The sequence below is a fragment of the Gemmobacter aquatilis genome (assembly GCF_900110025.1).
GTDB lineage: Bacteria > Pseudomonadota > Alphaproteobacteria > Rhodobacterales > Rhodobacteraceae > Gemmobacter > Gemmobacter aquatilis.
Map to the genome: position 1 here is coordinate 108985 of NZ_FOCE01000006.1, position 26139 is coordinate 135123.

Consider the following 26139-nt stretch of genomic DNA (forward strand, 5'->3'; position numbering starts at 1 on the left):
GGACGTGGGGCTCAGGATTGGGGGCTGCGATCCACCAGCCCGGCCAGCGCGCGGCTGACGAGGTTGGTGACCTTGGGGCGCGGCAAAGCCTCGAACGGCAGGGGGCGGCACAGTTCCATCGCGGCCAGCCCGACCCGGGCGGTCAGGGCGCCGTTCACCACGCCCTCGCCAAAGCGGCGGGACAGTTTCGACAGCACGCCGCCACCGGCAACCGAATGGATCAGGTCATCGGTCAGCGCCACGGCGCCGGTGGCCACCAGATAGGTGAACACCCGCCGCAACAGCCCCCAACTGGCAAAGCCGCCAGACCGCCCGCCATAGATTTCGGCGATGCGGCGGATCATGCGCAGATTGGCGAACAGCGCTGTCGCCACATCGGCCAGCGCCAGCGGCACCAGCGCCGTCACCACCGCCACCTGCCGCGCAGCCGCCTCGATCTCGCGCCGGGCGCGGGTGTCGAGATCGGCCAGCACTTCGCGTTCGGTCAGATCCAGCAGCGCATCGGCGTCGAACAGCTCGGCCCGTCGCGCGGCAAGCACGCGCAGGCCCGGGGCCGCCTCGGGGCGCGGGGCGTAGACGGCGGCGACGCCTTCGGAAATCCGCCGCGCCTCAGCCAGATCGGCGCTGGCGCGGGCGGTGATGGCGCGGTGGCGCAGCGTATCCAGCCGGGCCAGCCGCAGATAAGCGCCCCATTCGCGCAAGGCGAGGATCAGCGCCAGCCCGACGGCGACCACGGTCAGCGCCAGCGCGATACTGCCCAGCAGCGGGTTGCGGGTGAACAGCCCGGCCACGAAATCATAGGCCACCACCGACAGGGTGAAGGTGAACAGCGCACCAAAGGCCCAAAGCGCCGCCCGCAGCAGGGGCGAGGGTTTGGCCCGCGCCACCCGCGCCGCAGCGATCATCGCGCGGCCCTCGGGAGTTTCATCCGGCACGGGTGGGGCGGCGGCGGGATCGGCGCCCGCCTCTTCGCCCAGTTCGATCAGCAGCGGCGCGCGCAGGGGGGTTGGGTCATCGGTCACAGCCGGTCTCCGATCAGGAATTCGGCGGCGCGGTCCAGCCTGATATGCGGCGGCCCTTCGCCGGGTTTCAGCGCCATGCGGGCCGGGGCAAAGCTCATCAGTGCGAAATCGGCATCCAGCCAGCGCGCCGCCCCCTGCCGGGCGGGCGACAGCAGCCGTGACGGATCGGCGGGCAATTCACCCGGATACATCGCCGCCTGCTTGCCGGTGGACAGCAGGCGACCGCGCACGACATCCAGCATCTGCCCGTCACGCTCTACCCGGTCTTCCACCGTGGCGCGCAGGCCCGCGAGCGACAGCGCCGCCACCTCAGCGCCCGAAAACGCGGCGCGGTCGCGCGCCTCGCGGACCAGCGCCTCGGTGATCGCGGTCAGGGCGGCGTGCTGGCTGTGGTGCAGGTGATCGGCCTTGGTGGCGGCGAACAGCACCTTTTCCACCCGCTTGCCCAGCAGGATTTCGGTGAGGAAGCCATTGCGCCCGGGGCGGAAGGCCATGAGGATTTCGGCCATGGTCTGGCGCAGATCCTCCAGCGCCTGCGGCCCGGCATGGATGGCGCCCAGCACATCGACCAGCACCACCTGCCGGTCGATCCGGGCGAAATGGTCGCGGAAGAACGGCTTCACCACCTTGGCCTTATAGGCCTCGTAGCGCCGTTCCATCTCGTGCCAGAGGCTGTTGCGCGGGGTGCTGGCGGGCATTGGCAGAGGGGCGAAGGTCAAGACCGGGCTGCCCGCAAGCTCGCCCGGCAGCAGAAACCGGCCCGGCGTGCAATCGGACCAGCCTGCCGCGCGGGCCGCGTGCAGATAGGCGGTGAACGCCCCGGCCAGCATCTGCGCGCGCGGCTCGTCCAGCCGCAGCGAGCCGTCCTCGGCGCGGGCGATGGCCAGAAACTCGGCGCCTTCCGGCCGTTTGGCCATACGGGCCAAGCTGTCTTCGGCCCAGTCCGCATAGGATTTATCCAGCAGTGCCAGATCGAGCAGCCATTCGCCGGGGTAATCGACAATATCCAGATGCACGGTCTGCGTGCCCATCAGCCCGGACAACAGGCCGGTGGGCCGGACCCGGAACGACAGCCGCAGTTCCGACACGGCGCGCGTGCTGTCGGGCCAATGCGGCGCGTCGCCGGTCAGCGCGGCCAGATGGCCTTCGACATCGAAACGCGGCACGGTGTCATCGGGCTGGGGTTGCAGATAGGCGGCCTCGATCCGGCCTGCAGCGGAAAGCTGCGGCATCCGCCCGCGATCCAGCAGATTGGCGACCAGCCCGGTGATGAACACGGTCTTGCCCGCCCGCGACAGGCCGGTGACGCCAAGGCGCACCACCGTATCGGCAAAAGGCGCGCTGGCGGTGGATACCAGCCCTTCGAGACTGCGGCCCAGCCTGTCGGTGAAATCGCTGATCGCCAAGGCGTTTCCTTTCGTTACAGGCCCAAGATAGGCAGGGCGGCCCGCAGTTTACAGGGGGAGTTTGCGGGGTTCTGCAGCGGTGGACAGGGCGCTTCGGCTGCGCTAACCGAAGGGGATGCCCAGATATGCTTTGAAAATCGAATATGACGGCGGCCCGTTTGCGGGTTGGCAGCGGCAGGCGCAGGGTCAGGCCTCGGTGCAGGGCGCGGTGGAGGCGGCGCTGGCCAAGCTGGAGCCGGGGGCACATACCATCGCGGCGGCGGGGCGCACCGATGCCGGGGTGCATGCCACCGGGCAGGTGGCGACCTGCGATCTGGCGCGGGACTGGGAACCGTTCCGCCTGTCGGAGGCGTTGAATTTTCACCTTAAGCCCGCCCCGGTGGCGATCTTGCAGGCGGTGCGGGTGGCCGATGACTTTCACGCCCGGTTTTCGGCGGTGGAGCGGCGCTATACCTTCCGGCTGGTGCAGCGGCGGGCGCCGGTGACGCATGACAAGGGGCTGGTCTGGCAGGTGCTGAACCCGCTGGACGGGGCAGCGATGCGCGCCGGGGCGGCGCATCTGGTGGGGCATCACGATTTCACCACCTTCCGATCCTCGATCTGTCAGGCGGCCTCGCCGGTGAAGACGCTGGACGAGATCACGGTGGAGGAGATGCGCTACCCCGGAGGGACGGAGTTCCGCTTTCATCTGCGGGCGCGCAGTTTCCTGCACAATCAGGTCCGCTCCATCGTTGGCACGCTGGAGCGGGTGGGGGCAGGATCCTGGGCGCCCGAAGCGGTGAAGGACGCACTGGAGGCGCGGGCGCGGGCGGCCTGCGGCCCGGTCTGCCCGCCGCAGGGGCTTTACCTGACCGGGGTCGGCTATCCGGCGGACCCTTTCTGATCCCGCCCGGACTGGACCGGGGCGCCGCGACCGCGTAAGACAAAGCTGCACCGGAGGAGGAGCCCGCCATGACGATGACAGACCTTGCGCCCGTGGTCGCAGCCCAGCTGATGGACCCGTTTCGCATCGCGCTGATCCTCGGGCTGATCTACACCGCACAACGCAATGCCGCGGTGACCGGCTGGATTGTGCCTTTGCTGGCGGGGGTGGTGTTCGTGGCGGTGATCGCGCCGGCCACGGCGGTGAAAGTGGCGGGCACGCCCTTCATGGTGCAGGTGGCCACCGGGCTGGTGGCCAATACCATCATTCTGGGGATCGCGCTGGGGCTTTGGGCGATTTACCGGCGCGTGAAGGGCTGAGCAGGCCTTCACGCCTCGGGGCCGTTTCGCGTCAGGCCCGAGGCTCCAGCAGGCGGCGCACCTCGTTGCGCAACTCGCGCAGCTCAAACGGTTTGGTGATGAAACCGTCGGCCCCCACAGCCATGCCTCTTTGCCGTTCATTCGCGGCGCCGCGGGCGGTCATCATCAGGATTTTCACATCCGACAGCCCCGGATCGCGCCGCACATCGGCGCAGATGTCGTAGCCTGACACTTCGGGCAGCATCACATCCAGCAGCACCAGATCGGGATGGGTCGCGCGGATGCGCCCCAGCGCCTCTCCGCCATTGGCGATCCGGTCTGGCTCGTAGCCTTCGCGCATCATCAGGTAGTTCAGGGCGGTCGCGATATTGTCCTCGTCTTCCACCACGAGTACGCGGTGCCTGCGGGTCAGCAAGGTCATGCGGGCCTCCCCTCCAGCAATCCTCTGCGGTCGAAGAAGGCGGCGGCGCGCGTCGCCTCGTTCCACGGCAGTCGGCAGGCAGGTCGAGAGGGTGGCACGGCCGGGGCAAGATACCCCGGCCGGTCCGTCTGCGCGGATCAGTTATCCGCGAAGATGTCTTTCTTGTGGGTGCCGCCGGGCACGAGGATCGCACCGATCACCACGGTCGCACCGGCGATCACGATCGCATACCACAGGCCCGCATAGATGTTGCCGGACTGGGCCGAGATGGCGAAGGCGGTTGCGGGCAGCAGGCCACCGAACCAGCCGTTGCCGATGTGGTAAGGCAGAGACAGGCCGGAGTAGCGGATCCGGGTCGGGAACAGTTCGACCAGCATCGCGGCGATCGGGCCGTAAACCATCGTCACCAGCAGGATGAGGTAGGTCAGCGTCAGCACGACTTTGATCTTCTGCGCGGTGAAGATGTCGAAGAAGTTCGCGGCCTTGGCCACCGTCGGGTTGTTGTCGGCCACCAGCGGGTAGTTGGCCGCCAGAAGCGCGTCGTTCACGGCTTTCTCGAAGGTCGCCTTGGCCGCTTTCACTTCGTCCGCCGACAGCGTGCCCGCATCATAGGACGGGATCACGGTGTCACCGATCTTGACTTCGGCGATGGTGCCAGCCGGGGCCGGGATCGTTTCATAGTTCACCGAGGACTTGGCAAGCAGGGCCTTGGTGATGTCGCAGGACGAGGTGAACTTGGCAACACCGGTCGGGTTGAACTGGAACGAGCAGGTTTCCGGGTCGGCGGTCACAGAGACCTTGATCTGGTGTGCGGCATGCAGGGCCGGGTTGGCGGTGGCGGTCAGGAACTGGAACACCGGCTGGAAGGTCAGCGCGCCGATGAGGCAGCCCGCCAGGATGATCGGCTTGCGGCCGATCTTGTCGGACAGCGACCCGAAGAACAGGAAGCCGCCGGTGCCGAGGATCAGCGACCATGCCACGAAGACGTTGGCCGAGAAGCTGTCCACCTTCACGATGTTCTGGATGAAGAACAGCGCGTAGAACTGGCCCGAGTACCACACCACGGCTTGACCGGCGACGAGACCGAACAGGGCGATCAGCGCGATCTTGGCGTTTTTCCACTGGCCGAAAGCTTCTTTCAGCGGAGCTTTCGAGGTGGAGCCTTCTTCCTTCATCTTCTTGAAGGCCGGCGATTCATGCATCTGCAGACGGATATAGAGCGAGGTCAGCAGCAGGAACAGCGAGCCGAGGAACGGGATGCGCCAGCCCCACAGGTCGAAGGCCTTGATCATCTTGGGCGTGCCGTCGGCGTTCATCACCGCAGCGCCAGCCGCGTCGAGCACGGCGGTCGGTTCCCAGTTGCCGTTCACATAGCCCTGCACCATCAGGATCACGACGAGCGACAGCAGAAGGCCGAGCGTTGCCGTGGTCTGGATGAAGGCGGTGAAGTAGCCGCGCTGGTTGGCCGGCGCGTGTTCGGCCACATAGACCGCAGCACCACCATATTCGCCGCCGAGCGCCAGGCCCTGTGCCATGCGCAGCGCGATCAGGATGATCGGCGCGGCCACGCCCCAGGAGTTGTAGGAGGGCAGCAGACCCACGAGGAAGGTCGAGGCGCCCATGATCAGGATGGTGGCCAGGAAGGTGTACTTCCGGCCGATCAGGTCGCCCATGGCGCCGAACACCAGAGCGCCGAACGGGCGCACGATGAAACCGGCCGCGAAGGCGAGCAGGGCGAACACGTTGCGCGTTGCTTCCGGGAAGGCCGTGAAGAACTGCGCGCCGATGATCGTGGCGAGCGAGCCGTAGAGGTAGAAGTCATACCACTCGAAGATCGTCCCTGCGGAAGAAGCAAGAATAACCTTCTTCTCCTCCGAGGTCATGGGACGTGAGCGAACCGCTTTCACGTCCGTTGTGTTCATTGCCATCTGGCGTCCTCCATGTTTGTTCCGGCGCTGCGTCCGGTCCCCGATTTGAGCACACAATCCCCAGCCCCTACCGAGGCAAGCCCTCGGGGAGTCGTTCGGAGGGAAACCCTCTGTGTGGATCGTCTGCGCGCCACGCTGTCACGCGGCGCCTCCCCTTCACCCCGCCCGAACCTCTCCCCCGGGCGGGGACTCCCCTCAAGCCGATACGCGCTTGACGATACGGGCCAGTGTCTGACGGATGTCGGCAATCGCCCCCATCGCGTCGATCTTCTCCAGCACGCCCTTGCCATCGTAATAAGCGATCAGCGGCGCCGTCTGGGCGTGATAGGCATTCAGCCGCTCGCGCACCGTCTCGGCATTGTCGTCAGCCCGGCGCTTGAACTCCGTGCCGCCACATTTGTCGCAAGTGCCCGCGTGGGCGGGCCGCTTGAATTCGTCGTGATAGCCTTCGCCGCATTTGGCGCAGGTGTAACGGCCCGACACGCGGCCCACCATCGCCTCGTCATCCACTTCAAGGCTGATCGCGGCGGTTACCTTCTGGCCGTTTCCGGCCAGAAGCGTATCAAGTGCGGCAGCCTGCCCCGCCGTGCGGGGGAAACCGTCGAGGATGATGCCTTTGGCAACATCCGGCTCGGCCATGCGGTCCTTCAGGATCGCCAGCACGATGTCATCCGACACGAGCTGCCCGGCCTCCATCACCGCTTTGGCCTTCTTTCCGGCCTCGGTGCCCGCAGCCACGGCTGCGCGCAGCAGATCGCCGGTGGAAAGCTGAACCAGCCCAAAGTCTTCTTCCAGCATCCGGGCCTGTGTGCCCTTCCCGGCGCCCGGAGGCCCGAGAAGGATCAGAACGGCGGGGGTGGTGAGAGTGGTCGCGTCGGTCATCAGGCTCAGCCCCGGTTCATGCGGTTTTCGATAAGCTCGTCAACCACGCTCGGGTCAGCCAGCGTCGAGATGTCGCCCAGCGCGCCAAAGTCGTTCTCGGCGATCTTGCGCAGGATGCGGCGCATGATCTTGCCCGAACGGGTTTTCGGCAGACCCGGCGCCCATTGGATCAGATCGGGCGATGCAATCGGGCCGATCTCGGTGCGGACCCATTTCACCAGATCCTTGCGCAGATCCTCTGACGGCTCTTCGCCGTTCATCAGGGTAACATAGGCGTAGATGCCCTGCCCCTTGATGTCATGCGGATAGCCGACCACGGCAGCCTCGGCCACTTTGGCATGGGCGACGAGCGCTGATTCAACTTCGGCGGTGCCCATGCGGTGACCCGAGACGTTGATCACGTCATCGACGCGGCCGGTGATCCAGTAATAGCCGTCACGGTCGCGGCGGCAGCCGTCGCCGGTGAAGTAGTAGCCACGATACTGGGCGAAATAGGCTTCCTGGAAGCGGTCATGGTCGCCCCAGAGCGTGCGCATCTGCCCCGGCCAGCTGTCCGAGATGCACAGCACGCCTTCCGCCTCGGTTTCGTCCTGACGCTTGGCATTCGCCGGGTCCAGAATGACCGGCTTGACCCCGAAGAACGGCGTGGTGGCCGAGCCCGGCTTGGTGGGCGTGGCGCCCGGCAGCGGGGTGATCATGTGGCCGCCGGTTTCGGTCTGCCAGAAGGTATCGACGATCGGGCAGCGGCTTTTGCCGACATGCTTGTCATACCAGACCCAGGCTTCGGGGTTGATGGGTTCGCCCACCGAGCCCAGAACGCGCAGTTTGGACAGATCGTATTTCTCGACCCATTCCGCGCCCATGCCCATCAGGGACCGGATCGCGGTGGGGGCGGTGTAGAACTGCGTCACGCCATGCTTTTCGCAGACTTCCCAGAACCGGCCCGCATCCGGGTAGGTCGGCACGCCTTCGAACATGATGGTGGTCGCGCCATTGGCCAGCGGGCCATAGACGATATAGCTGTGCCCGGTGACCCAACCCACATCCGCGGTGCACCAGAACACGTCGCCATCCTGATAGTCGAACGTGTATTGATGCGTCATCGCGGCGTAGACGAGATAGCCGCCGGTGGTATGCACCACGCCCTTCGGCTTGCCGGTGGAGCCGGAGGTGTACAGGATGAACAGCGGATCTTCGGCATTCATCGGGCGCGGCGGGCATTCCGGCGACACCATGTCCATCATGGCCAGAACGTCCACATCGCGGCCCTGCACCCAGCTGATCTGGTCGCCGGTGTGCTTGACCACAAGGCAGCGCACCTTGTCGGAGCAGTGCAGCAGGGCAGCGTCGGTATTCGCCTTCAGCGGCGTGCGGCGGCCACCGCGCGGCGCGGTGTCGGCGGTGATCACCAGCTTGGCGCCGCAATCATTGATCCGGTTGGCCAGCGCGTCGGGCGAGAAACCGGCGAAAACGATGGAATGGATGGCACCGATCCGGGCGCAGGCCAGCATGGCATAGGCGGCTTCCGGGATCATCGGCAGATAGATCACCACGCGGTCACCGCGCATCACGCCCTGCGACAGCAGGACGTTGGCCATGCGGTTCACTTTTTCGGACAGCGTCTTGTAGGTGATGTGCAGCGCGGGGGTTTTCGGATCATCGGGTTCGAAGATGATCGCGGTCTGCAGCGCCCGGTCCTTCAGGTGGCGGTCGATGCAGTTCACCGAGGCGTTCAGCACGCCGTCTTCGAACCACTTGATCGAGACCTTGCCGAAGGTGAAATCGGTGTTTTTCACCTTGGTATAGGGCTTGATCCAGTCAAGGCGCTGGCCTTCGCGGCCCCAGAAGGCATCGGGGTCATTGATCGATTCCGAATACATGGCGCGGTATTTGGCCATGTCGGCATGGGTTTTGCCAAAATCGGCAGGCACCTCACGCACATCGGGCGCAAGTTCGGTGGATTGCTGGTTCATAGGTCTCTCCCCCTCAGCGAATTCTGAGCGCCCCGCATCTGATATGCGCGGCAGTCCGTCCCTGCCATCACTGTAAACGAAGTACACAAAAAAGCGTAACCCTTTTTTCTTATTGATTTTTTCTGTAAATAGTTGACCGATATTGCGACCGTTATGTAAATTTTCCGCGTGATCGCGTAAATTTGACATGGATTTTCAAGGTGGTAGGTCTTCACATTGCGCACAAGATCCCGGCACCGCGCCCACGCCGCGCTTTCTTTGCAGTCGCAGCATGATTTCACGCAGCGTCACCTCACCCCGGAAACCCGCCGCAGGCGATTCGTTCAGGACTGATTCGCCGCCCTGGACACGGAGGTGGCGAGCATCTCGCGTACGGCCTCCACATCCGGCAGATAGTGCACCCGAGGCTCGCGCAACCCCTGCGCCAACAGGACGCGGCGCAGCTCTGCCGTGGTGCCGGTGAACCAGAGCTGCCCCCCCATCCGCGCCACCTTGCGCGCCAGCAGATCGAAGCTGTGCGCACCAGAACTGTCGATCAGCGGCACGGCGGTAAAATCGACGACAAAGGCGCGCGGGCGGTCGGCGATGCGTTCCAGCGCGCCGCCAAGCTGGGCCGCGGCGCCAAAGAAGAACGGGCCGGACAGCCGGTAGACCACCAGATCGCCCTGATGCGGATCGGTCGGGTGTTCTTCTGCCGGGCGCACCATCGCGGCATCGGACATGCGCTTGATGAACACGATCCCGCCCAGCGCGAAGCCCACCACGATGCCTTCGGACAGATCGCGGAACACCACAAGCAGGAAGGTGGCCAGCACCACCACCGCATCCGCGCGCGAACTGCGGATCAGCGCCCAAAGCTCGTGCCGTTCGGCCATGTTCCAGGCGACGGCGGCCAGCAGCCCGGCCAGTGCCGCCAGCGGGATATAGGCGGCCAGCGGGGCGGCGATCAGCAAGAACAGCAGCAGGAACAGCGCGTGCAGCATCCCCGACACCGGCCCATGCGAGCCTGCGCGCACATTGGTTGCCGTGCGCGCGATGGTGCCGGTGACGCAGAACCCGCCGAACAGCCCCGCGCCGATATTGGCGATGCCCTGCGCCACCAGTTCGGCGTTGGAGCGGTGCTGCCGCCCGCTCATCCCATCCGCCACCACGGCGGACAGCAGCGACTCGATGGCGCCCAGCAGGGTAAAGCTGGCGGCCCAGGGCAGCGCGTCCAGCAGCGCCTGCGCATCCAGCGGCGGCAGGGCGGGCAGCGGCAGCACGCGCGGCAGCGCCCCGAAGCGGGTGCCGATGGTTTCAACCGGCAGGCCAAGGGCGGCAATCAGGCTCATCGCCGCCACCGCGATCAGCATCCCCGGCCAGCGGGGTGCGAAACGCTTCACCGCCTCGATCACCGCAATGGTGCCAAGGCTGATCGCCACCGCCGCTGGCGTGATGGTATCCGCCGCCGCCGCCAGCGCGCGCAGCTTTTCAACCAGCGGGCCGGGTTCGGGCGCGGCAAGGGTCAGGCCCAGCAGATCCTTGATCTGGCTGGCGAAAATGATCACCGCGATGCCCGAGGTAAAGGCAACTGTGACCGGATAGGGGATGTAACGGATATAGCTGCCCAGCCGCAGCGCACCGACCGCGATCAGCATCAGACCCGACAGAAGAGTGGCCAGAATCAGCCCCTCGATGCCGATCTGGGCGACACAGGCCGAGACAAGAACGATGAAGGCACCCGCTGGCCCCCCGATCTGATAGCGCGAGCCGCCCAGCATCGACACCAGAAACCCGCCGACGATCGCGGTGAACAGGCCACGCTCTGGCCCGACACCCGAGGCGATGGCAATAGCCATCGACAACGGCAGCGCCACGATGGCCACCGTCAGCCCCGCAATCGCGTCCTGTTGCAGGGCACGCGGGCCATAGCCTTCGCGCAGAACCGTCACGAGTTTCGGCAGAAACGGGCTTGCAGCTGCGTCGTCGCGGGGGGTTGTATGAGACATGCGGCGCCTGTAGCGATTATTGTTATTGCCGCCAGCAAACGCCTGCGCCCCTGCCCTGTCAACCGCCGCGAGGCCGCATGACCACCCGCCCAGACCCCGTTCAACCCGCCGATGCCGAAGCGCTGACCCTGGCGCGCGATCTGCTGCAGTCCGCGCGCCATGCTGCATTGGCGGTGATCGACCCCGAAACCGGCACGCCCGGCATCAGCCGCATCGCCTTTGGCCTTGATCCGCAGGGCTGCCCGCTGACGCTTGTATCCGCGCTGGCCGCACATCGCGCCGCCTTGGCCGCGCAGCCCGCTGCGGCGGTGATGGTGGGCGAGCCGGGGGAAAAGGGCGATCCGCTGACCCATCCGCGCCTGATGATCCGCGTCATGGCTGAATTTGTGGACCGCAGCGCGCCGGATCATGCGGCGATCCGCGACCATTGGCTGACCGATCATCCGAAGGCCAAGCTTTACGTCGATTTCGCCGATTTCAGCTTTGTGCGGCTGCGCCCGGTTTCGGCGCTGCTGAATGGCGGCTTTGCCCGGGCTTACCGGCTGTCGCCCGAAGATCTGGTCCCTGCGCCAAACTGAAACGGGCGCCTTTGGGGGCGCCCGTTCCAGCCACTTACGCCGGGGTATCGGATCGCAGGGTTACCTGCACCTTGCCCTTCAGCGGCTCTGGCCATTTCAGGGAGATTTTGTCCTCACCAGCGCCCTGCGCCACCTCGGCATAGGGCGTGGCATAGGTCACCGCATTGCCATTGTTGCGCAGCGGCCCCTCGGCCACGACCGAGGCCACCGTCAGCGCCTGCCCGCCGAAGGGCAGATAGGCGCCGCCATCCACCGTCCAGGTTGCCGCCGTGCTACTTTGGTTGTGCTCCAGCGTCAGCGGATTCATGGTGATCTGGGTGACACCGTTGAACGTGTTGCCGTCAAACACCACGTTGCGCGCGCGGCTGTGATCCAGACCCGCCTGCGAGGTATCCACCTTCTCCACCCGATCAATCGAGGTGTTGACGGTGCGGAACACATTGCCGGTGACCGACAACCCGTTAATGAAATGCCCCGGCCCGCGCGGCTTGATCACCAGCCAGCGGAAGGCGGGCGCCACATCGTTGACTGTGAAGATGCCGCCCGTCACCGTCAGAGCGCCGAAGCTGAATTCGCCATCGAATCCCGGCTCGGGGTCATGTTCATTCGTCCATTCGATCCAGCAATTGTCGATGTAATTGCCGGTGAAGATGGTTTTGCAGTTGGTGTTGGTGATCACCACCCCCGCCTGCCGCAACCCGTCGGTCTGATCATCGCCCTGAAAGAAGTGGTTGCCGATGAACATGTTGCCATTGCCCCCCATCACTGCGAAATGCGCGAAACGCACCACACGGTTGTCGCGCAGCTTCAGGTCGTTGGCGTTGGAATTCATGGCGATGGTCGTGCGGTTCTGCGCGGGCAGCTCCTGCTCGTTCGACAGGAACTGACACTGATCAACGATCATCCCCTGACAGCCAGAGCCTATCGAGGTGATGCCGCGATCCTTCGGCCCCGAGAAGACGCAATCTGCGATGCGGAAGGTCAACCCCGAGGTCGGCAGCAGGATCGCGCTGGCCCGGCCCGCGCAGTTGAAGTCGAGATCGGTCAGCTCGAACCGCGCCAGATAGTCGAAGCCCGAGAAGTCGAGCATGTATTTGTAGCGCCGGAACGTGAAGGTGCGCGTGCCCGCCGCCGCCCAGAGCGGCGCGCTCAACGTTACGGTGCCTGCACCGACATTCTTGGCGCGCACATAAACCTCGCGCCCGACCCCGGTGCCGCTGACCCGCGACCCGACCGGGATATTGGCGACATTGGCGACATTGGTGAGCGTGGTCGCGTTGTTGGTGCTGTAGGAGGCAATCGAGGTCACCTCGATGGTGTCCCAGGCCGCCGAATTGCCGGCATTGATCTGACCATTGGTCAGCACCCGGCGGCTTGACAGGCTGGTCAGACCAGACAGCGCGGCCACGTCAATCGGTGCCGAAAGCTGCACACTGCGGCCCGACAGGTCGAACACCACATGATCGGTGAAATAGAACAGCGTCTGCAGGCCGCGACGGAACCCCTCCAGCTCGCCACCAAAAGCGGCGGCATAGGTGTTCAGGTCATAGTTGCGCGTGCAGGTCAGCCGGGCGCCTGCGGGCATCGACACAGTGCCTTCAAACCGCACCGCATTGTCGAAGGTGAAACTGGAGGCGAGCCGATAGGTGCCATCCGACACCAGCACCGTGCGCCCGTTGGCCGCATCGTCCGCCGCCGCAAAAGCCGCACTGTCATCGGTCGAGCCATTGCCCAAGGCGCCATAGTCACGCACATCGACCACATCCAGCATCTTGCGGTGAAAAACCTCGGTCACATCCTCGATCACCAGATCGTCGATGCGCACCACCCCGCCATTCGCCCCGGTCAGATCCAGCCCGAAATGGCCATAGACCGGCTCGATCCCCCAGACCATATCCACACCCTGCCGGTTGCCCGACCCGATGATCGCGCTCACCGTCACCACCTGCCCATAGCTGGTCAGCGGGGTGGATGGCCCGGTCAGCGGCACGCTGACCGCCGCGCCATTGGCGCGCGCCGCGTAGGCGGCGATGCGCACAGACGGCAGGCTGCCCGCCACCGCCTTGATCCGCGCGGTGACCCGCAGATACAGGCCCGGCCGGATCGGCGTTTGCCCCATGTAACGCAGCCGCTGGGTGCTGTCGGTCTTCTGCAGTTCCAGACAGCCGCCGAAATCCTGATCGGCGGGCACCAGCGCCGCATTGGGCTGGCCCGCATAGGTGGCCGATCCCGGTGTGCCATCTGCGCGCGACCATTGCCCCAACCCCGCCGAAAACGGCGGCGGCATCAGCACCAGACCATCGGTAATCGCCATGTTCATCTGTGGGTTCCTCGCCTCGTTGCACCGTCGGCGCATCACGCGCCTTGTGCCCAGACGAGTAGCAACGCAAGATTAAGGCCTTCCCGGCCCGGCGCGCGCTGCCTTGCCCCGCCGCGCAACACCTTACGCGGGGGGCATGTGTCACATCGGCGTCATGGAACCGTTACGCATAAGGTATAGTGGGTCACGCGATCCCGGCAAGCCCGCCACACCGGAGCCCCCATGTCCTACCGTTTCGAGCTGCGCGATGTCTCCCTTACCGAGTCGCTGCGCCGCATCGCCCGCGCCGAACTCGCGCCCATCACCACCCATCTTGGCCAGCCCGATCTGGCGCCCGCCACGGTGCATGACATCCGCAAACGGGTAAAGAAAACCCGGGCACTGCTGCGGCTGGTGCGGCAGGGGATGCGGGATGTGCAGGCGGGCGAAAATGTGATCCTGCGCGATGCGGCGCGGGCGCTGGCCGGTCAGCGCGACGGCGCCGTGCGGCTGGCCACCTTCGACCGGCTGATGGCGGGTGAATCCGGCGCGGCCACCCTTGCGCTGCGCGCCCATCTTGCGGCCGAGGCGGCGATGCCCGCCCCGCCGCCGCCCGATCTGCACGCCGTCTTTGCCGATCTGGCGCTGCGGCTGGAAAGCTGGCAGGTCGAAGGCGGTGAGCGGCGCATCCTTGCCGCAGGCCTTGCCGAAACCCGCGCCCGTGCGCGCGAGGCGATGCGCACCGCCCGCGATGCCCCCACCGACGAGGCGCTGCATGACTGGCGCAAACGCGCCAAGGATCACTGGTATCAGGCCCGCCTGTTCGCCCCGGTCTGGCCCGAGATGATGCGCCCCGTGGTGACCGAGGCCGACCGTCTGGGCGAGGCGCTTGGCGATCACCATGATCTGGCGGTGCTGCTGGCCCATGTGGCCGCCCTGCCCGAGGATGTCGCCCGCCCCGAGGCGCGCGAGCTTCTGGCCGCTGCCGTGCGTGACGCCCAGACCGCCATCGAATCCTCGGCCTTCGCGCTTGGCGCCCGGCTGTTCGCGGGCAACCCCGAGGAAATGGCCGATCTCTGGCTCAAATGGTGGAAGATCTGGCGCGCCCAGATCGGCTGACGTTGCCAACCCGGCGCAACGCCTCCCCTCCCCCTGCAGGGGGAGGGTCAGAGAGGGGGTTTTGCCCCCTGAACGTCAGGAGACCAGTTCGCCCGCCAGCGCCCGGTCGATCAGCGCAATGGTTTCCGTCGCGCCATAAAGGGCGATGAACCCGCCGAAGCGCGGGCCGTCAGACGCGCCCAGCAGTACCTCATACAGGGCCTTGAACCAGTCGCGCAGCGGCTCGAACCCGTGATCCTTGCCGACGGCGAAGACCATGGATTGCAGCGCCTCGTCGTCCAGCCCGCCATCCCAGACCGCCAGCCGCGCCCGCAGATCCTCGATCGCCGCGCGCTCCATGTCGGAGGGCAGGCGGAAGCTGCGGGTCGGCGCGATTCTGTCGGCGAAATAGCGCACTGCAAAGCCCGCCGCCGCGTCCAGATCCGGGTTCGCCTCGGGCGAGGCATCGGGTGCATAGCGCTTGATGAAGCCCCACAGCCCCTTGGCATCCTTGGCCCCGGCCACCGAAGCAAGGTTGAGCAGCATCGAGAACGGCACCACCATATGGCTGGCCGGCGGGTTGCCGCCATGGATGTGCCAGACCGGGTTGTTCACCTGCTGATCCACATCCTGCGTCGGATAGGCGCGCAATTGCTGGTGATATTCATCCACCGCGCGCGGGATCACGTCGAAATGCATCCGCTTGGCCGTTTTCGGCTTCTGATACATGAAATAGCTCAGGCTTTCGGCGGAGGCATAGGTCAGCCATTCGTCGATGGTCAGCCCGTTGCCCTTGGATTTGGAGATTTTCTGGCCAGTTTCATCCAGGAACAGCTCGTAGGTCATATGCTCCGGCTTCCGCCCGCCCAGCACTTCGCAGATCCCGTCATAGATCGGCGTGTTGGTCGAATGGTCCTTGCCATACATCTCGAAATCGACACCCAGCGCGGCCCAGCGCGCGCCGAAATCAGGCTTCCATTGCAGCTTCACATGGCCGCCCGTCACCGGCAGCGTCCATTCCCGCCCGTCTTCGTCGTCAAAGGTGATGGTGTGGTTCACCGGATCGACGTTCTTCATCGGCACATACAGCACCCGCCCGGTTTCCGGGTGGATCGGCAGGAAGCAGCTATAGGTCTGCTGGCGCTCCTCGCGCAGCGATTTCAGCATGATCGCCATGATCGCGTCATAACGCTCGGTCGCCAGTTTCAGCGTGTCGTCGAACTGGCCGGAACGATAGAACTCGGTCGCCGAGATGAATTCGTATTCAAAGCCGAACGTATCCAGAAACCGGCGCAGCATGGCGTTGTTGTGGTGGCCGAAGCTGGCATATTCGCCAAACGGATCCGGCACCGAGGTCAGCGGCTTCTGGATATTGGCGTGCAGCATGTCCTGGTTCGGCACGTTTTCCGGCACCTTGCGCATGCCGTCCACATCATCCGAGAAACAGATCAGCCGCGTCGGAATGTCGCTGATCACCTCGAACGCGCGGCGGATCATCGTGGTGCGCGCCACTTCGCCGAAGGTGCCGATATGCGGCAACCCGCTGGGGCCATAGCCGGTTTCAAACAGCACATAGCCCTTTTCCGGCGCCTTCTTTTCATAGCGTTTGAGGATGCGGCGGGCCTCTTCGAAGGGCCAGGCTTTCGATTTCATTGCGGCGTCACGGAGCGAAGGGCTCGGGGCAGACATCGGCGCATCCTCAGGCATCATCGCGGGCCCCATGCCCGCCGAACCTCCGTCTCCTATTGCCGCCCCCTGCCCGCGTCAATATTCTAAGGGACCGCAGACCGCGTGACACCCGCCCTGCAATACCAAAGGAATGGACCCGTGCCCGACAGTCTCCCCTCTCTGACCCCGCAAGACGCGCTGGTGGCCGTGATGATCGCCGTCTCCGCCTCGGACGAGAACATGCGCACGGCAGAACTGGTCGCCATTCAGCGCACCGTCAACCATATGCCGATCTTCGCCGCCTATGATCTGGACCGCATGCGCCAGATCGCCCAGACGATCTTCGACCTGTTCGAGGAAGAAGACGGGCTGGATGCGCTGTTCGGCCTGATCCGCGACGGGCTGCCGGAGCGGCTGTATGAAACCGCCTATGCGCTGGCCTGCGATGTCGCCGCCGCCGATGGCACGCTACGCGAGATCGAGCTGCGCATGCTGGAGGAAATCCGCGACGAGCTGGCCATCGACCGGCTGCACGCAGCCGCCATCGAATGGGGCGCCCGGGTGCGCCACCTGACGCTGTAAGCGGTCAGGCGTAAAGCCCGGCCCAGCGCTCGATCAGTTGCGCCTGCAAATTGCGGGCGCGCTTCACCCAAGCCTCGCCGCCCGGCGGGCGTTCCCGCTCCACCTCTGCCAGCGCCGCGCGGCGCGGCACATCGGCGGACAGGATGGCGAAGGCCAGCCTGCGCCCGCCCGGCGGCAGGATATAGCCCGCCAGCGCCGAGGTGAAATTCAGCGTGCCGGTCTTGGCCACCACCTGCACCGGATGGCCGGGCTGCTTCTTGCCCTTGGCATCGCGCATCCCGTGGTTTTTCAGCAAACCCGGCAACGCGCTGTCGCGCAGGCCCACCAGCAGCCGCACCAGATCCCCCGCGCTGACCCGGGCCGCGCCGCCCAGCCCCGAATGGTCCACCACATGCGCCCCCAGCCCGTGGCGCAGCCGCGCCCATTCCTGCATCGCCCGGGCAGAGCCGCGCAGGCTGGCCGCCTGCGAGGCGTGCAGCCCGCTGACCTCGGCGGTCAGATTGGTGGAATGGAACAGCATGTCGCGCAGAATGGACTCCAGCGCCGGGCTGTCATGGCGGGCGAGTTCCGCCCCCACCGGCGCGGTCTCGGCCAGGATCGGGGCGGGCAGCGCAAGGCCCTGCGCGGCGCACAGCGTCTGGAACACCTCGCCCGCATATAGCCAGGGATGGCGCACCGGCAGCCAGCGCCCGCCGCCCTTGCCCATCGCCTCGTCGGCCACCGTCCAAAGCTCGGCATCCGCCCGGCCTTCGTAGGTGAACACCGGCAGCGACCGCCGCGCAACCTTGACCCGCGCCATGCGCACCGGCGGCACAAAGCGTTCGGCCCGGGCATCCATGCTCAGCGCCCAGTCCTTGCCTGCGCGCTTCCATTCAAAATACACGCGGTTGAAATTGAGGTTCAGCCCGCCCACCGCCGGGTTGTAGCCCACAAAATCCGGTTGTTCGGCGTCGATCCGCTCCAACGCGGGCAGCGCCCCGGTCCAGACCAGATAGCGCCCGGTCACACCCTTTACCCCGCGCGCCTGCAGCGCCGCCGCCAGATCGCCCAGCATGTCGGTGTCCAGCACCGGATCGCCGCCGCCTGCCAGCACCAGATCGCCCTGCACCACGCCACCGACCAACGGCCCCGTTGCCAGAACCCGCGTGGCAAAGCGATGCCCCGGCCCCAGCCGGTCCAGCGCGAAGCCCGCCGTCAGCACCTTCATCACGCTGGCGGGGGGCAAGGCCACATCCGGCGCAACGGCTTCCAGCACCTCGCCCGTCTCGGCATCGGCCAGCACGAAGCCCACCGCCCCGCCCAGCTTTGCCGCCGCGACCAACGGTTCTGCCCCGCCCACTGCAGGGAGGGCGGCAGCGCCCGCGCCCCGCCGCCGTGGCAAAGGCGAAGTGGCAGGCGCCTCGGCCCCCGCAGGCAGCGAAACCCCTGCCAACAGCCCCGCCAGAACCCAGCGCCGCGTCACCGTCATGACAGACTCACCCTTTGACCTTCATCTTGGCGAAAATATCCTCGGGGGGGAACGGGCGAAAGCCCGTTCGGGGGGCAGACAGCCCCCCTGCCCGTTCACCGCCGCGTGACCACCGGGCCGCGCTGCCCCCATTCGCCCCGCGCCCGGATCGCACTGGACGACAGCGCCTTCATCGGCATGTCGGCAAAGGCCCAGGCGGGGGCCGTCCGCCAGCCCAGCCGCCCCGCCGCCCCCTGCGACAGCTGATCCCCGGCATAGATCCGCGCCGCCCGCCCCATGCGCGCCCGCAGGCCCGATCCGGGCCGGGCCAGCACGCCCACCGGCACATGGTCCAGAATCCATTCCCAGCGATCCCAGCGGTGGAACTGCGCCAGATTGTCGGCCCCCATCAGCCAGACGAAGCGCACCCCCGGATAGCGCGCCTGCAGCCCCTTCAGCGTGGCGGCAGTGAAGCGCGTGCCCATCCGCGCCTCCAGATCGGTGATCTTCACCCGCGGATGCCGCATGATGCCGCGCGCCTGTGCCAGCCGCACCGCCATCGGCGCGGGCTGACGCGCCTTCAGCGGATTGCCCGGACTGACCAGCCACCAGACCTGATCCAGCCCGAACCGCCGCATCGCCTCCAGCGTGATATGCACATGGCCTTCATGCGCCGGATCAAACGACCCACCCAGAAGCCCGATCACCATGCCACGCGATGCCATCGGAAAGCCCTGCCGCATCACATCATCCCGCTCAGACCTGCGTGCCATACCCCGCGCAAGCCGCCGCCACAGGGGCAGCCGGGGCAGCGCAAAGGCACGGGGTCGCAGGTGTCATCGGGCAGTCCGTCGGGTCCAGGCCGCAGCAAACAGGCAATCTGTCCGACATCCCACCCCCACGTTGCCCTTGTCCAGCACTTTCGTTACAAGACGCGCCAACCGCACACACGCCCGAGGGAAGATCATGGCCAGCTATCAATACGTCTATCACATGGATGGCGTCTCCAAGACCTATCCGGGTGGCAAGAAATGCTTTGAAAATATCCAGCTGAACTTCCTGCCCGGGGTGAAGATCGGGGTCGTCGGCGTGAACGGCGCCGGGAAATCCACCCTGCTGAAGATCATGGCCGGCATCGACAAGGATTTCAAAGGCGAGGCCTGGGCCGCCAAGGGCGCCAAGGTCGGCTATCTGGCGCAGGAACCGCAACTGGACCCGACGCTGGATGTGAAGGGCAACGTGATGCTTGGCGTGGCCGAACAGCAGGCCGTGCTGGACCGTTACAACGAACTCGCCATGAACTATTCGGACGAGACCGCCGACGAGATGGCCCAGTTGCAGGACCGGATCGACGCCGAAAACCTGTGGGAGTTGGAGGCGACCGTCGGCGTCGCGATGGACGCGCTGCGCTGCCCGCCCGATGATGCCGATGTGGAAACCCTGTCGGGCGGCGAACGCCGCCGCGTGGCGCTGTGCAAGCTGCTGCTGGAAAAGCCCGACATGCTGCTGCTGGACGAACCGACCAACCACCTCGACGCCGAATCCATCGCCTGGCTGCAAAAGCACCTGATCGCCTACAAGGGCACCATCCTGATCGTCACCCACGACCGCTATTTCCTGGACGACATCACCGGCTGGATCCTGGAACTGGATCGCGGCCGCGGCATCCCCTACGAGGGCAACTACTCCGCCTGGCTGGACCAGAAGGCCAAGCGGATGCAGCAGGAAGCCCGCGAAGACAAATCCAAGCAGAAGGCGCTGGAAAAGGAACTGGAATGGATCCGGTCTGGCGCCAAGGCCCGGCAGGCCAAGGGCAAGGCCCGGATCGCGCGCTACAACGAAATGGCGGGGCAGACCGTCATGGAACGCGCCACCACCGCGCAGATCATCATCCCCAACGGCGAGCGTCTGGGCAACAAGGTGATCGAGGTCGAAGGCCTGAAGAAGCACATGGGCGACAAGCTGCTGATCGAGAACCTGTCGTTCACCATCCCGCCGGGGGCGATCGTCGGGGTGATCGGGCCGAACGGCGCCGGGAAATCGACGCTGTTCAAGATGATCACCGGGCAGGAAAAGCCCGATGAGGGCACCATCACCCTGGGCAATACCGTGCATCTGGCCTATGTGGACCAGTCGCGCGATGCGCTGGACCCGAACAAGAACGTCTGGGAAGAAATCTCGGGCGGGTCGGAAATCATCCAGTTGGGTGACATGCAGATGAACAGCCGCGTCTATACCGGCGCGTTCAACTTCAAGGGCACCGACCAGCAGAAGAAAGTGGGCCTGCTGTCGGGCGGCGAACGCAACCGCGTGCACATGGCGAAACTGCTGCGCTCGGGGGGCAACGTGCTGCTGCTCGACGAACCGACCAACGATCTGGACGTGGAAACCCTGCAGGCGCTGGAATCCGCGATCGAGGATTTCGCGGGCTGCGCCATCATCATCAGCCACGACCGCTTCTTCCTCGACCGGCTGTGCACGCATATGCTTGCCTTTGAAGGTGACGCGCATGTGGAATGGTTTGAAGGCAACTTCGCGGCCTACGAGGAAGACAAGATCCGTCGCCTTGGCCCGGATGCGCTTGAACCCAAGCGGGTCAAGTACAAGCGGTTTTCGCGATAAGCGACAGGAAGGGGGCCAACCGGCCCCCTTTGCTTTTGCGCCGGCCTGAACCGCTCAGGCTTGCGCCTTGGGCCATCCGATGCGGCGGTGCAGACGGGTGCAATTGCGCGACAGGGCCTGCCGCAACAGCAGGCGCAGCGTTTCCGGCAGCGCGACCAACGGGTTTTGCCAGCCCAGCCGCAATGCCTCGGCCTGCCATGCGGCGGCAAGCTTGCCGGTATAGGCGCGCTGCCAAGGCTTGGCGACGGTAAAATGGCAGATGCCGCGCAGGGCCCGCATCGCGGCCGCGTCTGCCGCACCCTGGCTTGGCGGCGCCAGACGCGGCACGATACCGAGATTGGAGATCTGGATGTTCCAGCGCGGGTCAAGTTGCCCCCACCGCGCTGCAACCGCGATGTTCAGCGCATCCTGATCAGGGAAGCTGAGCGTCTGGCTGTGGTGATCCAGAAAGGCGAAGGCACGCTCTGATACAGCTTCGGCACGCCAGACGGGCAGATTGATCAGCAGCACGCCCGAATTGAAATACAGGCAATCGTCAGACTGGCCCCGTTCGGCCAAGGCCTTGCGCAACGCGCGCCCGTGTGATCCGTCAGAAAAATTCTGCACTGCCCAAAGCGGCAATCCGGCCATGTCGAAATCCCACAGCGGCGCCAGATCGTCGGTGACAAGGATGTCACTGTCAAGATACAGCACCCGCTGCTGATGGGCGCCGACAAACTCCGGGGTCAGCAGGCGCAGATAGGATGAGGGCGAATAGATCCCGCTGTTGAGCCCGGCCAGCCGCTCCATCGACGGGGTAACAAAGAGGATTGTCGCCTTCGGATGGGCACGTCGCAGGGTGGCGACGATCCGGTCCCTGTTCTGATTGCCCAGCCCGCCATCCGCGATGATCACCTCGACCGCACGATCACGGTTCAGGTGGCGCAGCGCGGAATGCAGGGTCACCGCCAGCGGCAGGGCATAGGTGGCATCTGCGCCTGCTACGAGGCACAGCGGTTCGGGCGGGGCGACGGTGGGTCTGATCATGGAAAGCGGCCTCTGTCTGGCGTGGCGGGTGCTTTGCCGCGTCGCCAAGAAGGTAACCCGGGTGGATGGCACCACAATGGCGAAATCACGGCGTCGGCGCGGTTTGCGCGGCCCTGCGCCGACGCCGCCCCTTCCCCAAAGGCGCCGCGCCGTCTAGAAGCGGGCGGAACCGGCAGACGCCACCACGCTCTGCTGCGAAACCCATTGCCTTAAGGCCAAATCGCGCTCATATCACCGCACCATGACCCAGCTCGATCTCATCCGCAATTTCTCCATCGTGGCGCATATCGACCACGGTAAATCCACGCTTGCCGACCGGCTCATCCAGATGACCGGGACGGTGGCCGACCGTGACATGAAGGCGCAGATGCTCGACTCGATGGATATCGAGCGGGAGCGCGGCATCACGATCAAGGCCAACACCGTGCGGATCGAATATCCGGCGAAGGATGGCAAGACCTACATCCTGAACCTGATCGACACGCCCGGCCATGTGGACTTCGCTTATGAGGTCAGCCGCTCGATGCGCGCCGTGGAAGGCTCGCTTCTGGTGGTGGACGCCTCGCAGGGGGTCGAAGCGCAGACGCTGGCCAATGTGTATCAGGCGATTGATGCCGGGCATGACATCGTGCCGGTGCTGAACAAGATTGACCTGCCTGCCGCCGAACCCGACCGGGTGAAGGCGCAGATCGAGGATGTGATCGGCATCGACGCCTCGGACGCGATTCCGATTTCGGCGAAATCGGGGCTGGGCATCGCGGATGTGCTGGAAGCCATCGTGACCCGCCTGCCGCCGCCGAAGGGCGACCGGGACGCGCCGCTGAAAGCCATGCTGGTGGACAGCTGGTATGACGCCTATCTGGGCGTGGTCGTGATGATCCGCGTGATGGACGGGGTGATCCGCAAGGGCGACCGCGTGCGCATGATGCAGACCAATGCGGTTTACGGCATCGACAAGCTGGCAGTGCTGAAACCGCAGATGGTGGATATTGCCGAACTTGGCCCGGGCGAGATCGGCATTTTCACCGCCTCGATCAAGCAGGTGCGCGATACGCGGGTGGGTGACACGATCACGCATGAGCGCAAGGGCTGCGAGACCGCCCTGCCCGGCTTCAAACCCGCGCAGCCGGTGGTGTTCTGCGGCTTGTTCCCGGTGGATGCCAATGATTTCGAACCGCTGCGCGATGCGATCGAAAAGCTGGCACTGAACGACGCCTCGTTCAGCTATGAGATGGAAACCTCGGCCGCGCTTGGCTTCGGCTTCCGCTGCGGCTTCCTTGGCCTGCTGCATCTTGAGGTGATCCGCGACCGGCTGGAACGCGAATATGATCTGGACCTGATCACCACCGCGCCGTCCGTGGTGTTCAAGCTGCATATGAAGGATGGCGAGGTGCGCGACCTGCACAACCCCGCCGACATGCCCGATCTGACCTATATCGACCATATCGAAGAGCCGCGCATCAAGGCCACGATCATGGTGCCCGACGAATATCTGGGCGATATCCTGAAACTGTGCCAGGATCGCCGGGGGATTCAGCTCGACCTGTCTTATGCCGGTAGCCGCGCGATGGTGGTCTATGACCTGCCGCTGGCCGAAGTGGTGTTCGATTTCTACGACCGGCTGAAATCGGTGACCAAGGGCTATGCCAGCTTCGACTATACGATCTCGGAATACCGCGAGGATTTCCTGGTGAAGATGTCGATCCTGGTGAACGAAGAGCCGGTGGACGCGCTGTCGATGATGGTGCACCGCGACCGCGCCGAAGCCCGGGGCCGCGCGATGGTGGAAAAGCTGAAAGAGCTGATCCCGCGTCACATGTTCAAGATCCCGATTCAGGCCGCCATCGGCGCCCGCGTGATTGCCCGCGAAACGCTGAGCGCGATGCGCAAGGACGTGACGGCCAAATGCTATGGCGGCGACGCCACCCGGAAGAAGAAGCTGCTGGAGAAGCAGAAGGCCGGGAAGAAGCGGATGCGCCAGTTCGGCAAGGTGGAGATTCCGCAGGAAGCGTTTATTTCGGCGTTGAAGATGGATAGTTGAGGGGATGGGCGCATTCTTAATGAAGTCGTGCCAACACGACCATCATATAAGCAGAAGTGATTACTTGCGATTTGGTACGCTTGATTACTTCAGAAATTGCGCGCATTATGAAATTGGAGACCGGTCTGAAGCTGAGCTTTCGACTCGCTTGATCGTAGACACACACACTAAATATCCCGCACAAGCCTTGCAAAGACTCTGGAAGGGAGCTATTGCCTTTGGCAATGGCAATCAGGCATTAGGATTAACTCGAGATTTTGGTTTCCAAATCAATTATATCGATTCTGGACCCATTCGCAACGGAAGCGTGACTTTTAAAAAGTGTGACGCATTGTATCAAACGCAAGGCTCTGATGCATATATTTTTTGCATGACTCGCGTTGAAGCTGCCAACTGCCCGCCACTCCTTGGTTACCCTGATCAATGGAAGATGCCCCTTTCAAAAGTAAAGAAATTTGCACAAATCGCAGAGTCTTACTTTAATGAGTCTTTTAGATTAAACCCAACACCATTCATACCAGAGGGGGAGTCCAAGGCCCTGTATGACGGCGCGGCATTTAAAGTTGCGTATGGCGACATTAAATACAGGAACCGCTTCATTGAACTTAGAAACCCAAGCGTTAAAGCTGTCTGTGACTTTGCCAGAGATATAGTGAATTCCGATCTAATCAAACCCATAGATTACTCGCACCAAAGAGAGTTTAGATATTGCCTGCGGCTTATAAAAAATTGCAGGATACTACCTTTGAATCGCAACAAAGATTATATGGACTTACCAGCCGATCTATTTAGAACGACAGCCCTCATTTAAGTTATCGCAACCCTGATGCCGCACACCACTCTTTGCGGTGCGATCTATTTTATGAACATCACGCACGAGTTTGAGCAGCACGTAGAATGAGATGCGACTCGCCAAAATCTTGCGATGTTGGTGGAGCATTGACTTACTGCTCGGTATGAGCGGACGGCAGTGTCCCCCACCGCATCGTGACCCGCTCCCCCCTTCCCCCCGCTTGCGTCACACCGGAATCCCCTTAGACTGCCGCTCAAACAGTCACAGGAGCTTTTCAAGTGATCCTTTTCAAGGCGGCCGCTGCGGCCCTTGCCCTGCCCTTCCTCGCCGTCACGGCACAGGCCGCCCCCTGCAGCGATACAGGCGGGAATTACGAAGCGTGGAAGCCCGTCATGGCGCAAGAGGCGCAGGCGGCAGGCGTGGGGCAGCGCGGGATTGCGGCGCTGATGGGCTCGTCCTATGCCCAGCGGACGATTGCGGCGGACCGCAACCAGAAAAGCTTCAAGTATACGCTCGACAAGTTCCTGCAGGTGCGCGGCGCCGATACCATCGTGGCGCAGGGGCGCAAGCGCAAGGCGCAGAACCCGAACCTCTATGCCGGGCTGGAGGCGCGCTATGGCGTGCCCGCCGGCGTGCTGCTGGCGATCCACGGGATGGAAACGGCCTTCGGCGGCTTCATGGGCGACAGCAATGTCGTCAGCTCCATCGCCACGCTGGCCTATGACTGCCGCCGGTCGGACTATTTCACCCCGCATCTGATTGCCGCGCTGATGCTGGTGGATCAGGGGGTCATCACGGCGGCCAGTGTGGGCGCCAAGCACGGCGAGGTGGGGCATACGCAGTTCCTGCCGGGCAATGTGCTGCGCTATGGCGTGGATGGCGACGGCGACGGGCGGGTGGATCTGACGAAACAGGCCGATGCGCTGGCCTCGACCGCGAATTTCTTTGCGCAGAAGGGCTGGCAACCGGGCCAAGGCTATCAGCCGGGTGAGCCGAATTACCCGGTGCTGCAAGAGTGGAATGCAGCCACAGTCTACCAGCAGGCGATTGCCCTGATGGGCGCGAAAATCGACCGCTGATCTGCGTTTTCCCTCTTGCGCAGCCCGGGCGGCTGACATATCCA

The 26139-nt window shown here is 64.6% G+C and carries 21 protein-coding genes; 9 read left to right on the plus strand and 12 right to left on the minus strand.

What is annotated here, in order from left to right; all coding sequences use genetic code 11:
- Window positions 1-11: 11 nt before the first annotated feature.
- Together BMX43_RS11985 and BMX43_RS11990 are read right to left on the minus strand one after the other, a co-directional pair.
- Complete coding sequence (locus BMX43_RS11985; protein WP_091301664.1) at window positions 12-1022, minus strand: YcjF family protein; 1011 nt, start codon at window positions 1020-1022, stop codon at window positions 12-14.
- Window positions 1019-2428, minus strand: coding sequence for a YcjX family GTP-binding protein (locus BMX43_RS11990; RefSeq protein ID WP_245749460.1), 1410 nt, complete (start codon window positions 2426-2428; stop codon window positions 1019-1021). Before BMX43_RS11990 ends, BMX43_RS11985 begins: the two co-directional genes overlap by 4 nt.
- Before the next feature lie 115 nt (window positions 2429-2543).
- Here BMX43_RS11990 and truA point away from each other — a divergent pair, with 115 nt between their 5' ends.
- Window positions 2544-3311, plus strand: a complete 768-nt coding sequence (truA, locus tag BMX43_RS11995) for a tRNA pseudouridine(38-40) synthase TruA (RefSeq protein ID WP_091301666.1) — start codon at window positions 2544-2546, stop codon at window positions 3309-3311.
- A gap of 68 nt (window positions 3312-3379) precedes the next feature.
- A complete protein-coding gene (locus BMX43_RS12000) occupies window positions 3380-3670 on the plus strand; it encodes a hypothetical protein (protein ID WP_091301668.1) in 291 nt (96 codons plus the stop codon).
- Window positions 3671-3701: 31 nt separating this feature from the next.
- Here the strand turns inward: BMX43_RS12000 and BMX43_RS12005 are convergent, their stop codons facing one another.
- The 5 genes from BMX43_RS12005 to BMX43_RS12025 form a co-directional block, all read right to left on the minus strand.
- The gene (locus BMX43_RS12005; RefSeq protein ID WP_091301670.1) at window positions 3702-4091 is read right to left on the minus strand and encodes a response regulator transcription factor; all 390 of its coding nucleotides are present in this window, start codon (window positions 4089-4091) and stop codon (window positions 3702-3704) included.
- Between the two features lie 137 nt (window positions 4092-4228).
- Entirely contained in the window at window positions 4229-6019 is a 1791-nt protein-coding gene (locus BMX43_RS12010) for an MFS transporter (RefSeq protein ID WP_217643960.1), read from the minus strand.
- A gap of 195 nt (window positions 6020-6214) precedes the next feature.
- A complete protein-coding gene (locus BMX43_RS12015; RefSeq protein ID WP_091301673.1) occupies window positions 6215-6901 on the minus strand; it encodes an adenylate kinase in 687 nt (228 codons plus the stop codon).
- A gap of 5 nt (window positions 6902-6906) precedes the next feature.
- Window positions 6907-8874, minus strand: a complete 1968-nt coding sequence (acs, locus tag BMX43_RS12020) for an acetate--CoA ligase (RefSeq protein WP_091301675.1) — start codon at window positions 8872-8874, stop codon at window positions 6907-6909.
- Window positions 8875-9197: 323 nt separating this feature from the next.
- Window positions 9198-10862 carry a SulP family inorganic anion transporter gene (locus BMX43_RS12025; RefSeq protein WP_091301676.1) on the minus strand — a complete coding sequence of 555 codons (1665 nt, stop codon included), beginning with the start codon at window positions 10860-10862 and terminating at the stop codon, window positions 9198-9200.
- A 77-nt stretch (window positions 10863-10939) separates the two neighbouring features.
- On the opposite strand from BMX43_RS12025, the gene BMX43_RS12030 reads away from it, so the two are divergent.
- Window positions 10940-11440, plus strand: a complete 501-nt coding sequence (locus BMX43_RS12030; protein WP_091301678.1) for a pyridoxamine 5'-phosphate oxidase family protein — start codon at window positions 10940-10942, stop codon at window positions 11438-11440.
- A 34-nt stretch (window positions 11441-11474) separates the two neighbouring features.
- On the opposite strand, the gene BMX43_RS12035 is transcribed toward BMX43_RS12030, so the two are convergent.
- Entirely contained in the window at window positions 11475-13760 is a 2286-nt protein-coding gene (locus BMX43_RS12035; RefSeq protein WP_091301680.1) for a glycosyl hydrolase family 28-related protein, read from the minus strand.
- 222 nt (window positions 13761-13982) lie between these two features.
- On the opposite strand from BMX43_RS12035, the gene BMX43_RS12040 reads away from it, so the two are divergent.
- Window positions 13983-14858 carry a CHAD domain-containing protein gene (locus BMX43_RS12040; RefSeq protein ID WP_091301682.1) on the plus strand — a complete coding sequence of 292 codons (876 nt, stop codon included), beginning with the start codon at window positions 13983-13985 and terminating at the stop codon, window positions 14856-14858.
- Between the two features lie 75 nt (window positions 14859-14933).
- Here BMX43_RS12040 and BMX43_RS12045 read toward each other — a convergent pair whose 3' ends face one another.
- Complete coding sequence (locus BMX43_RS12045; RefSeq protein ID WP_091301871.1) at window positions 14934-16526, minus strand: lysine--tRNA ligase; 1593 nt, start codon at window positions 16524-16526, stop codon at window positions 14934-14936.
- Window positions 16527-16664: 138 nt separating this feature from the next.
- Between BMX43_RS12045 and BMX43_RS12050 the strand changes: the two genes are divergently transcribed.
- Window positions 16665-17087: a tellurite resistance TerB family protein gene (locus BMX43_RS12050; RefSeq protein WP_091301684.1), complete on the plus strand. Its 423-nt coding sequence runs from the start codon at window positions 16665-16667 to the stop codon at window positions 17085-17087.
- Between the two features lie 4 nt (window positions 17088-17091).
- Here the strand turns inward: BMX43_RS12050 and dacB are convergent, their stop codons facing one another.
- Together dacB and BMX43_RS12060 are read right to left on the minus strand one after the other, a co-directional pair.
- A complete protein-coding gene (dacB, locus tag BMX43_RS12055) occupies window positions 17092-18555 on the minus strand; it encodes a D-alanyl-D-alanine carboxypeptidase/D-alanyl-D-alanine endopeptidase (protein ID WP_091301685.1) in 1464 nt (487 codons plus the stop codon).
- Window positions 18556-18650: 95 nt separating this feature from the next.
- The gene (locus tag BMX43_RS12060) at window positions 18651-19277 is read right to left on the minus strand and encodes a nicotinate-nucleotide adenylyltransferase (protein WP_091301687.1); all 627 of its coding nucleotides are present in this window, start codon (window positions 19275-19277) and stop codon (window positions 18651-18653) included.
- A 223-nt stretch (window positions 19278-19500) separates the two neighbouring features.
- On the opposite strand from BMX43_RS12060, the gene ettA reads away from it, so the two are divergent.
- Window positions 19501-21156 carry an energy-dependent translational throttle protein EttA gene (ettA, locus tag BMX43_RS12065; protein ID WP_091301689.1) on the plus strand — a complete coding sequence of 552 codons (1656 nt, stop codon included), beginning with the start codon at window positions 19501-19503 and terminating at the stop codon, window positions 21154-21156.
- Window positions 21157-21210: 54 nt separating this feature from the next.
- Here ettA and BMX43_RS12070 read toward each other — a convergent pair whose 3' ends face one another.
- The gene (locus tag BMX43_RS12070) at window positions 21211-22182 is read right to left on the minus strand and encodes a glycosyltransferase family 8 protein (protein ID WP_091301691.1); all 972 of its coding nucleotides are present in this window, start codon (window positions 22180-22182) and stop codon (window positions 21211-21213) included.
- Between the two features lie 241 nt (window positions 22183-22423).
- Here BMX43_RS12070 and lepA point away from each other — a divergent pair, with 241 nt between their 5' ends.
- The 3 genes from lepA to BMX43_RS12080 all read left to right on the plus strand — a co-directional run bounded on the left by lepA (window position 22424) and on the right by BMX43_RS12080 (window position 26095).
- Complete coding sequence (gene lepA, locus BMX43_RS12075) at window positions 22424-24223, plus strand: translation elongation factor 4 (RefSeq protein WP_091301693.1); 1800 nt, start codon at window positions 22424-22426, stop codon at window positions 24221-24223.
- A 64-nt stretch (window positions 24224-24287) separates the two neighbouring features.
- Window positions 24288-25034, plus strand: coding sequence for a hypothetical protein (locus BMX43_RS19520; RefSeq protein ID WP_139201577.1), 747 nt, complete (start codon window positions 24288-24290; stop codon window positions 25032-25034).
- 263 nt (window positions 25035-25297) lie between these two features.
- On the plus strand, window positions 25298-26095 hold the full coding sequence (locus tag BMX43_RS12080) for a lytic murein transglycosylase (RefSeq protein WP_281243128.1): 798 nt from the start codon (window positions 25298-25300) through the stop codon (window positions 26093-26095).
- Window positions 26096-26139 lie beyond the last annotated feature (44 nt).

Excerpts from the sequence above, each read along its gene's own strand:
- truA (WP_091301666.1), top strand. The coding sequence starts at position 2,544 with ATGCCCAGATATGCTTTGAAAATCGAATATGACGGCGGCCCGTTTGCG.
- BMX43_RS12000 (WP_091301668.1), top strand. The coding sequence starts at position 3,380 with ATGACGATGACAGACCTTGCGCCCGTGGTCGCAGCCCAGCTGATGGAC.
- BMX43_RS12005 (WP_091301670.1), bottom strand. The coding sequence starts at position 4,091 with ATGACCTTGCTGACCCGCAGGCACCGCGTACTCGTGGTGGAAGACGAG.
- BMX43_RS12010 (WP_217643960.1), bottom strand. The coding sequence starts at position 6,019 with ATGGCAATGAACACAACGGACGTGAAAGCGGTTCGCTCACGTCCCATG.
- BMX43_RS12015 (WP_091301673.1), bottom strand. The coding sequence starts at position 6,901 with ATGACCGACGCGACCACTCTCACCACCCCCGCCGTTCTGATCCTTCTC.
- acs (WP_091301675.1), bottom strand. The coding sequence starts at position 8,874 with ATGAACCAGCAATCCACCGAACTTGCGCCCGATGTGCGTGAGGTGCCT.
- BMX43_RS12025 (WP_091301676.1), bottom strand. The coding sequence starts at position 10,862 with ATGTCTCATACAACCCCCCGCGACGACGCAGCTGCAAGCCCGTTTCTG.
- BMX43_RS12030 (WP_091301678.1), top strand. The coding sequence starts at position 10,940 with ATGACCACCCGCCCAGACCCCGTTCAACCCGCCGATGCCGAAGCGCTG.
- BMX43_RS12035 (WP_091301680.1), bottom strand. The coding sequence starts at position 13,760 with ATGAACATGGCGATTACCGATGGTCTGGTGCTGATGCCGCCGCCGTTT.
- BMX43_RS12040 (WP_091301682.1), top strand. The coding sequence starts at position 13,983 with ATGTCCTACCGTTTCGAGCTGCGCGATGTCTCCCTTACCGAGTCGCTG.
- BMX43_RS12045 (WP_091301871.1), bottom strand. The coding sequence starts at position 16,526 with ATGTCTGCCCCGAGCCCTTCGCTCCGTGACGCCGCAATGAAATCGAAA.
- dacB (WP_091301685.1), bottom strand. The coding sequence starts at position 18,555 with ATGACGGTGACGCGGCGCTGGGTTCTGGCGGGGCTGTTGGCAGGGGTT.
- BMX43_RS12060 (WP_091301687.1), bottom strand. The coding sequence starts at position 19,277 with ATGCGGCAGGGCTTTCCGATGGCATCGCGTGGCATGGTGATCGGGCTT.
- ettA (WP_091301689.1), top strand. The coding sequence starts at position 19,501 with ATGGCCAGCTATCAATACGTCTATCACATGGATGGCGTCTCCAAGACC.
- BMX43_RS12070 (WP_091301691.1), bottom strand. The coding sequence starts at position 22,182 with ATGATCAGACCCACCGTCGCCCCGCCCGAACCGCTGTGCCTCGTAGCA.
- lepA (WP_091301693.1), top strand. The coding sequence starts at position 22,424 with ATGACCCAGCTCGATCTCATCCGCAATTTCTCCATCGTGGCGCATATC.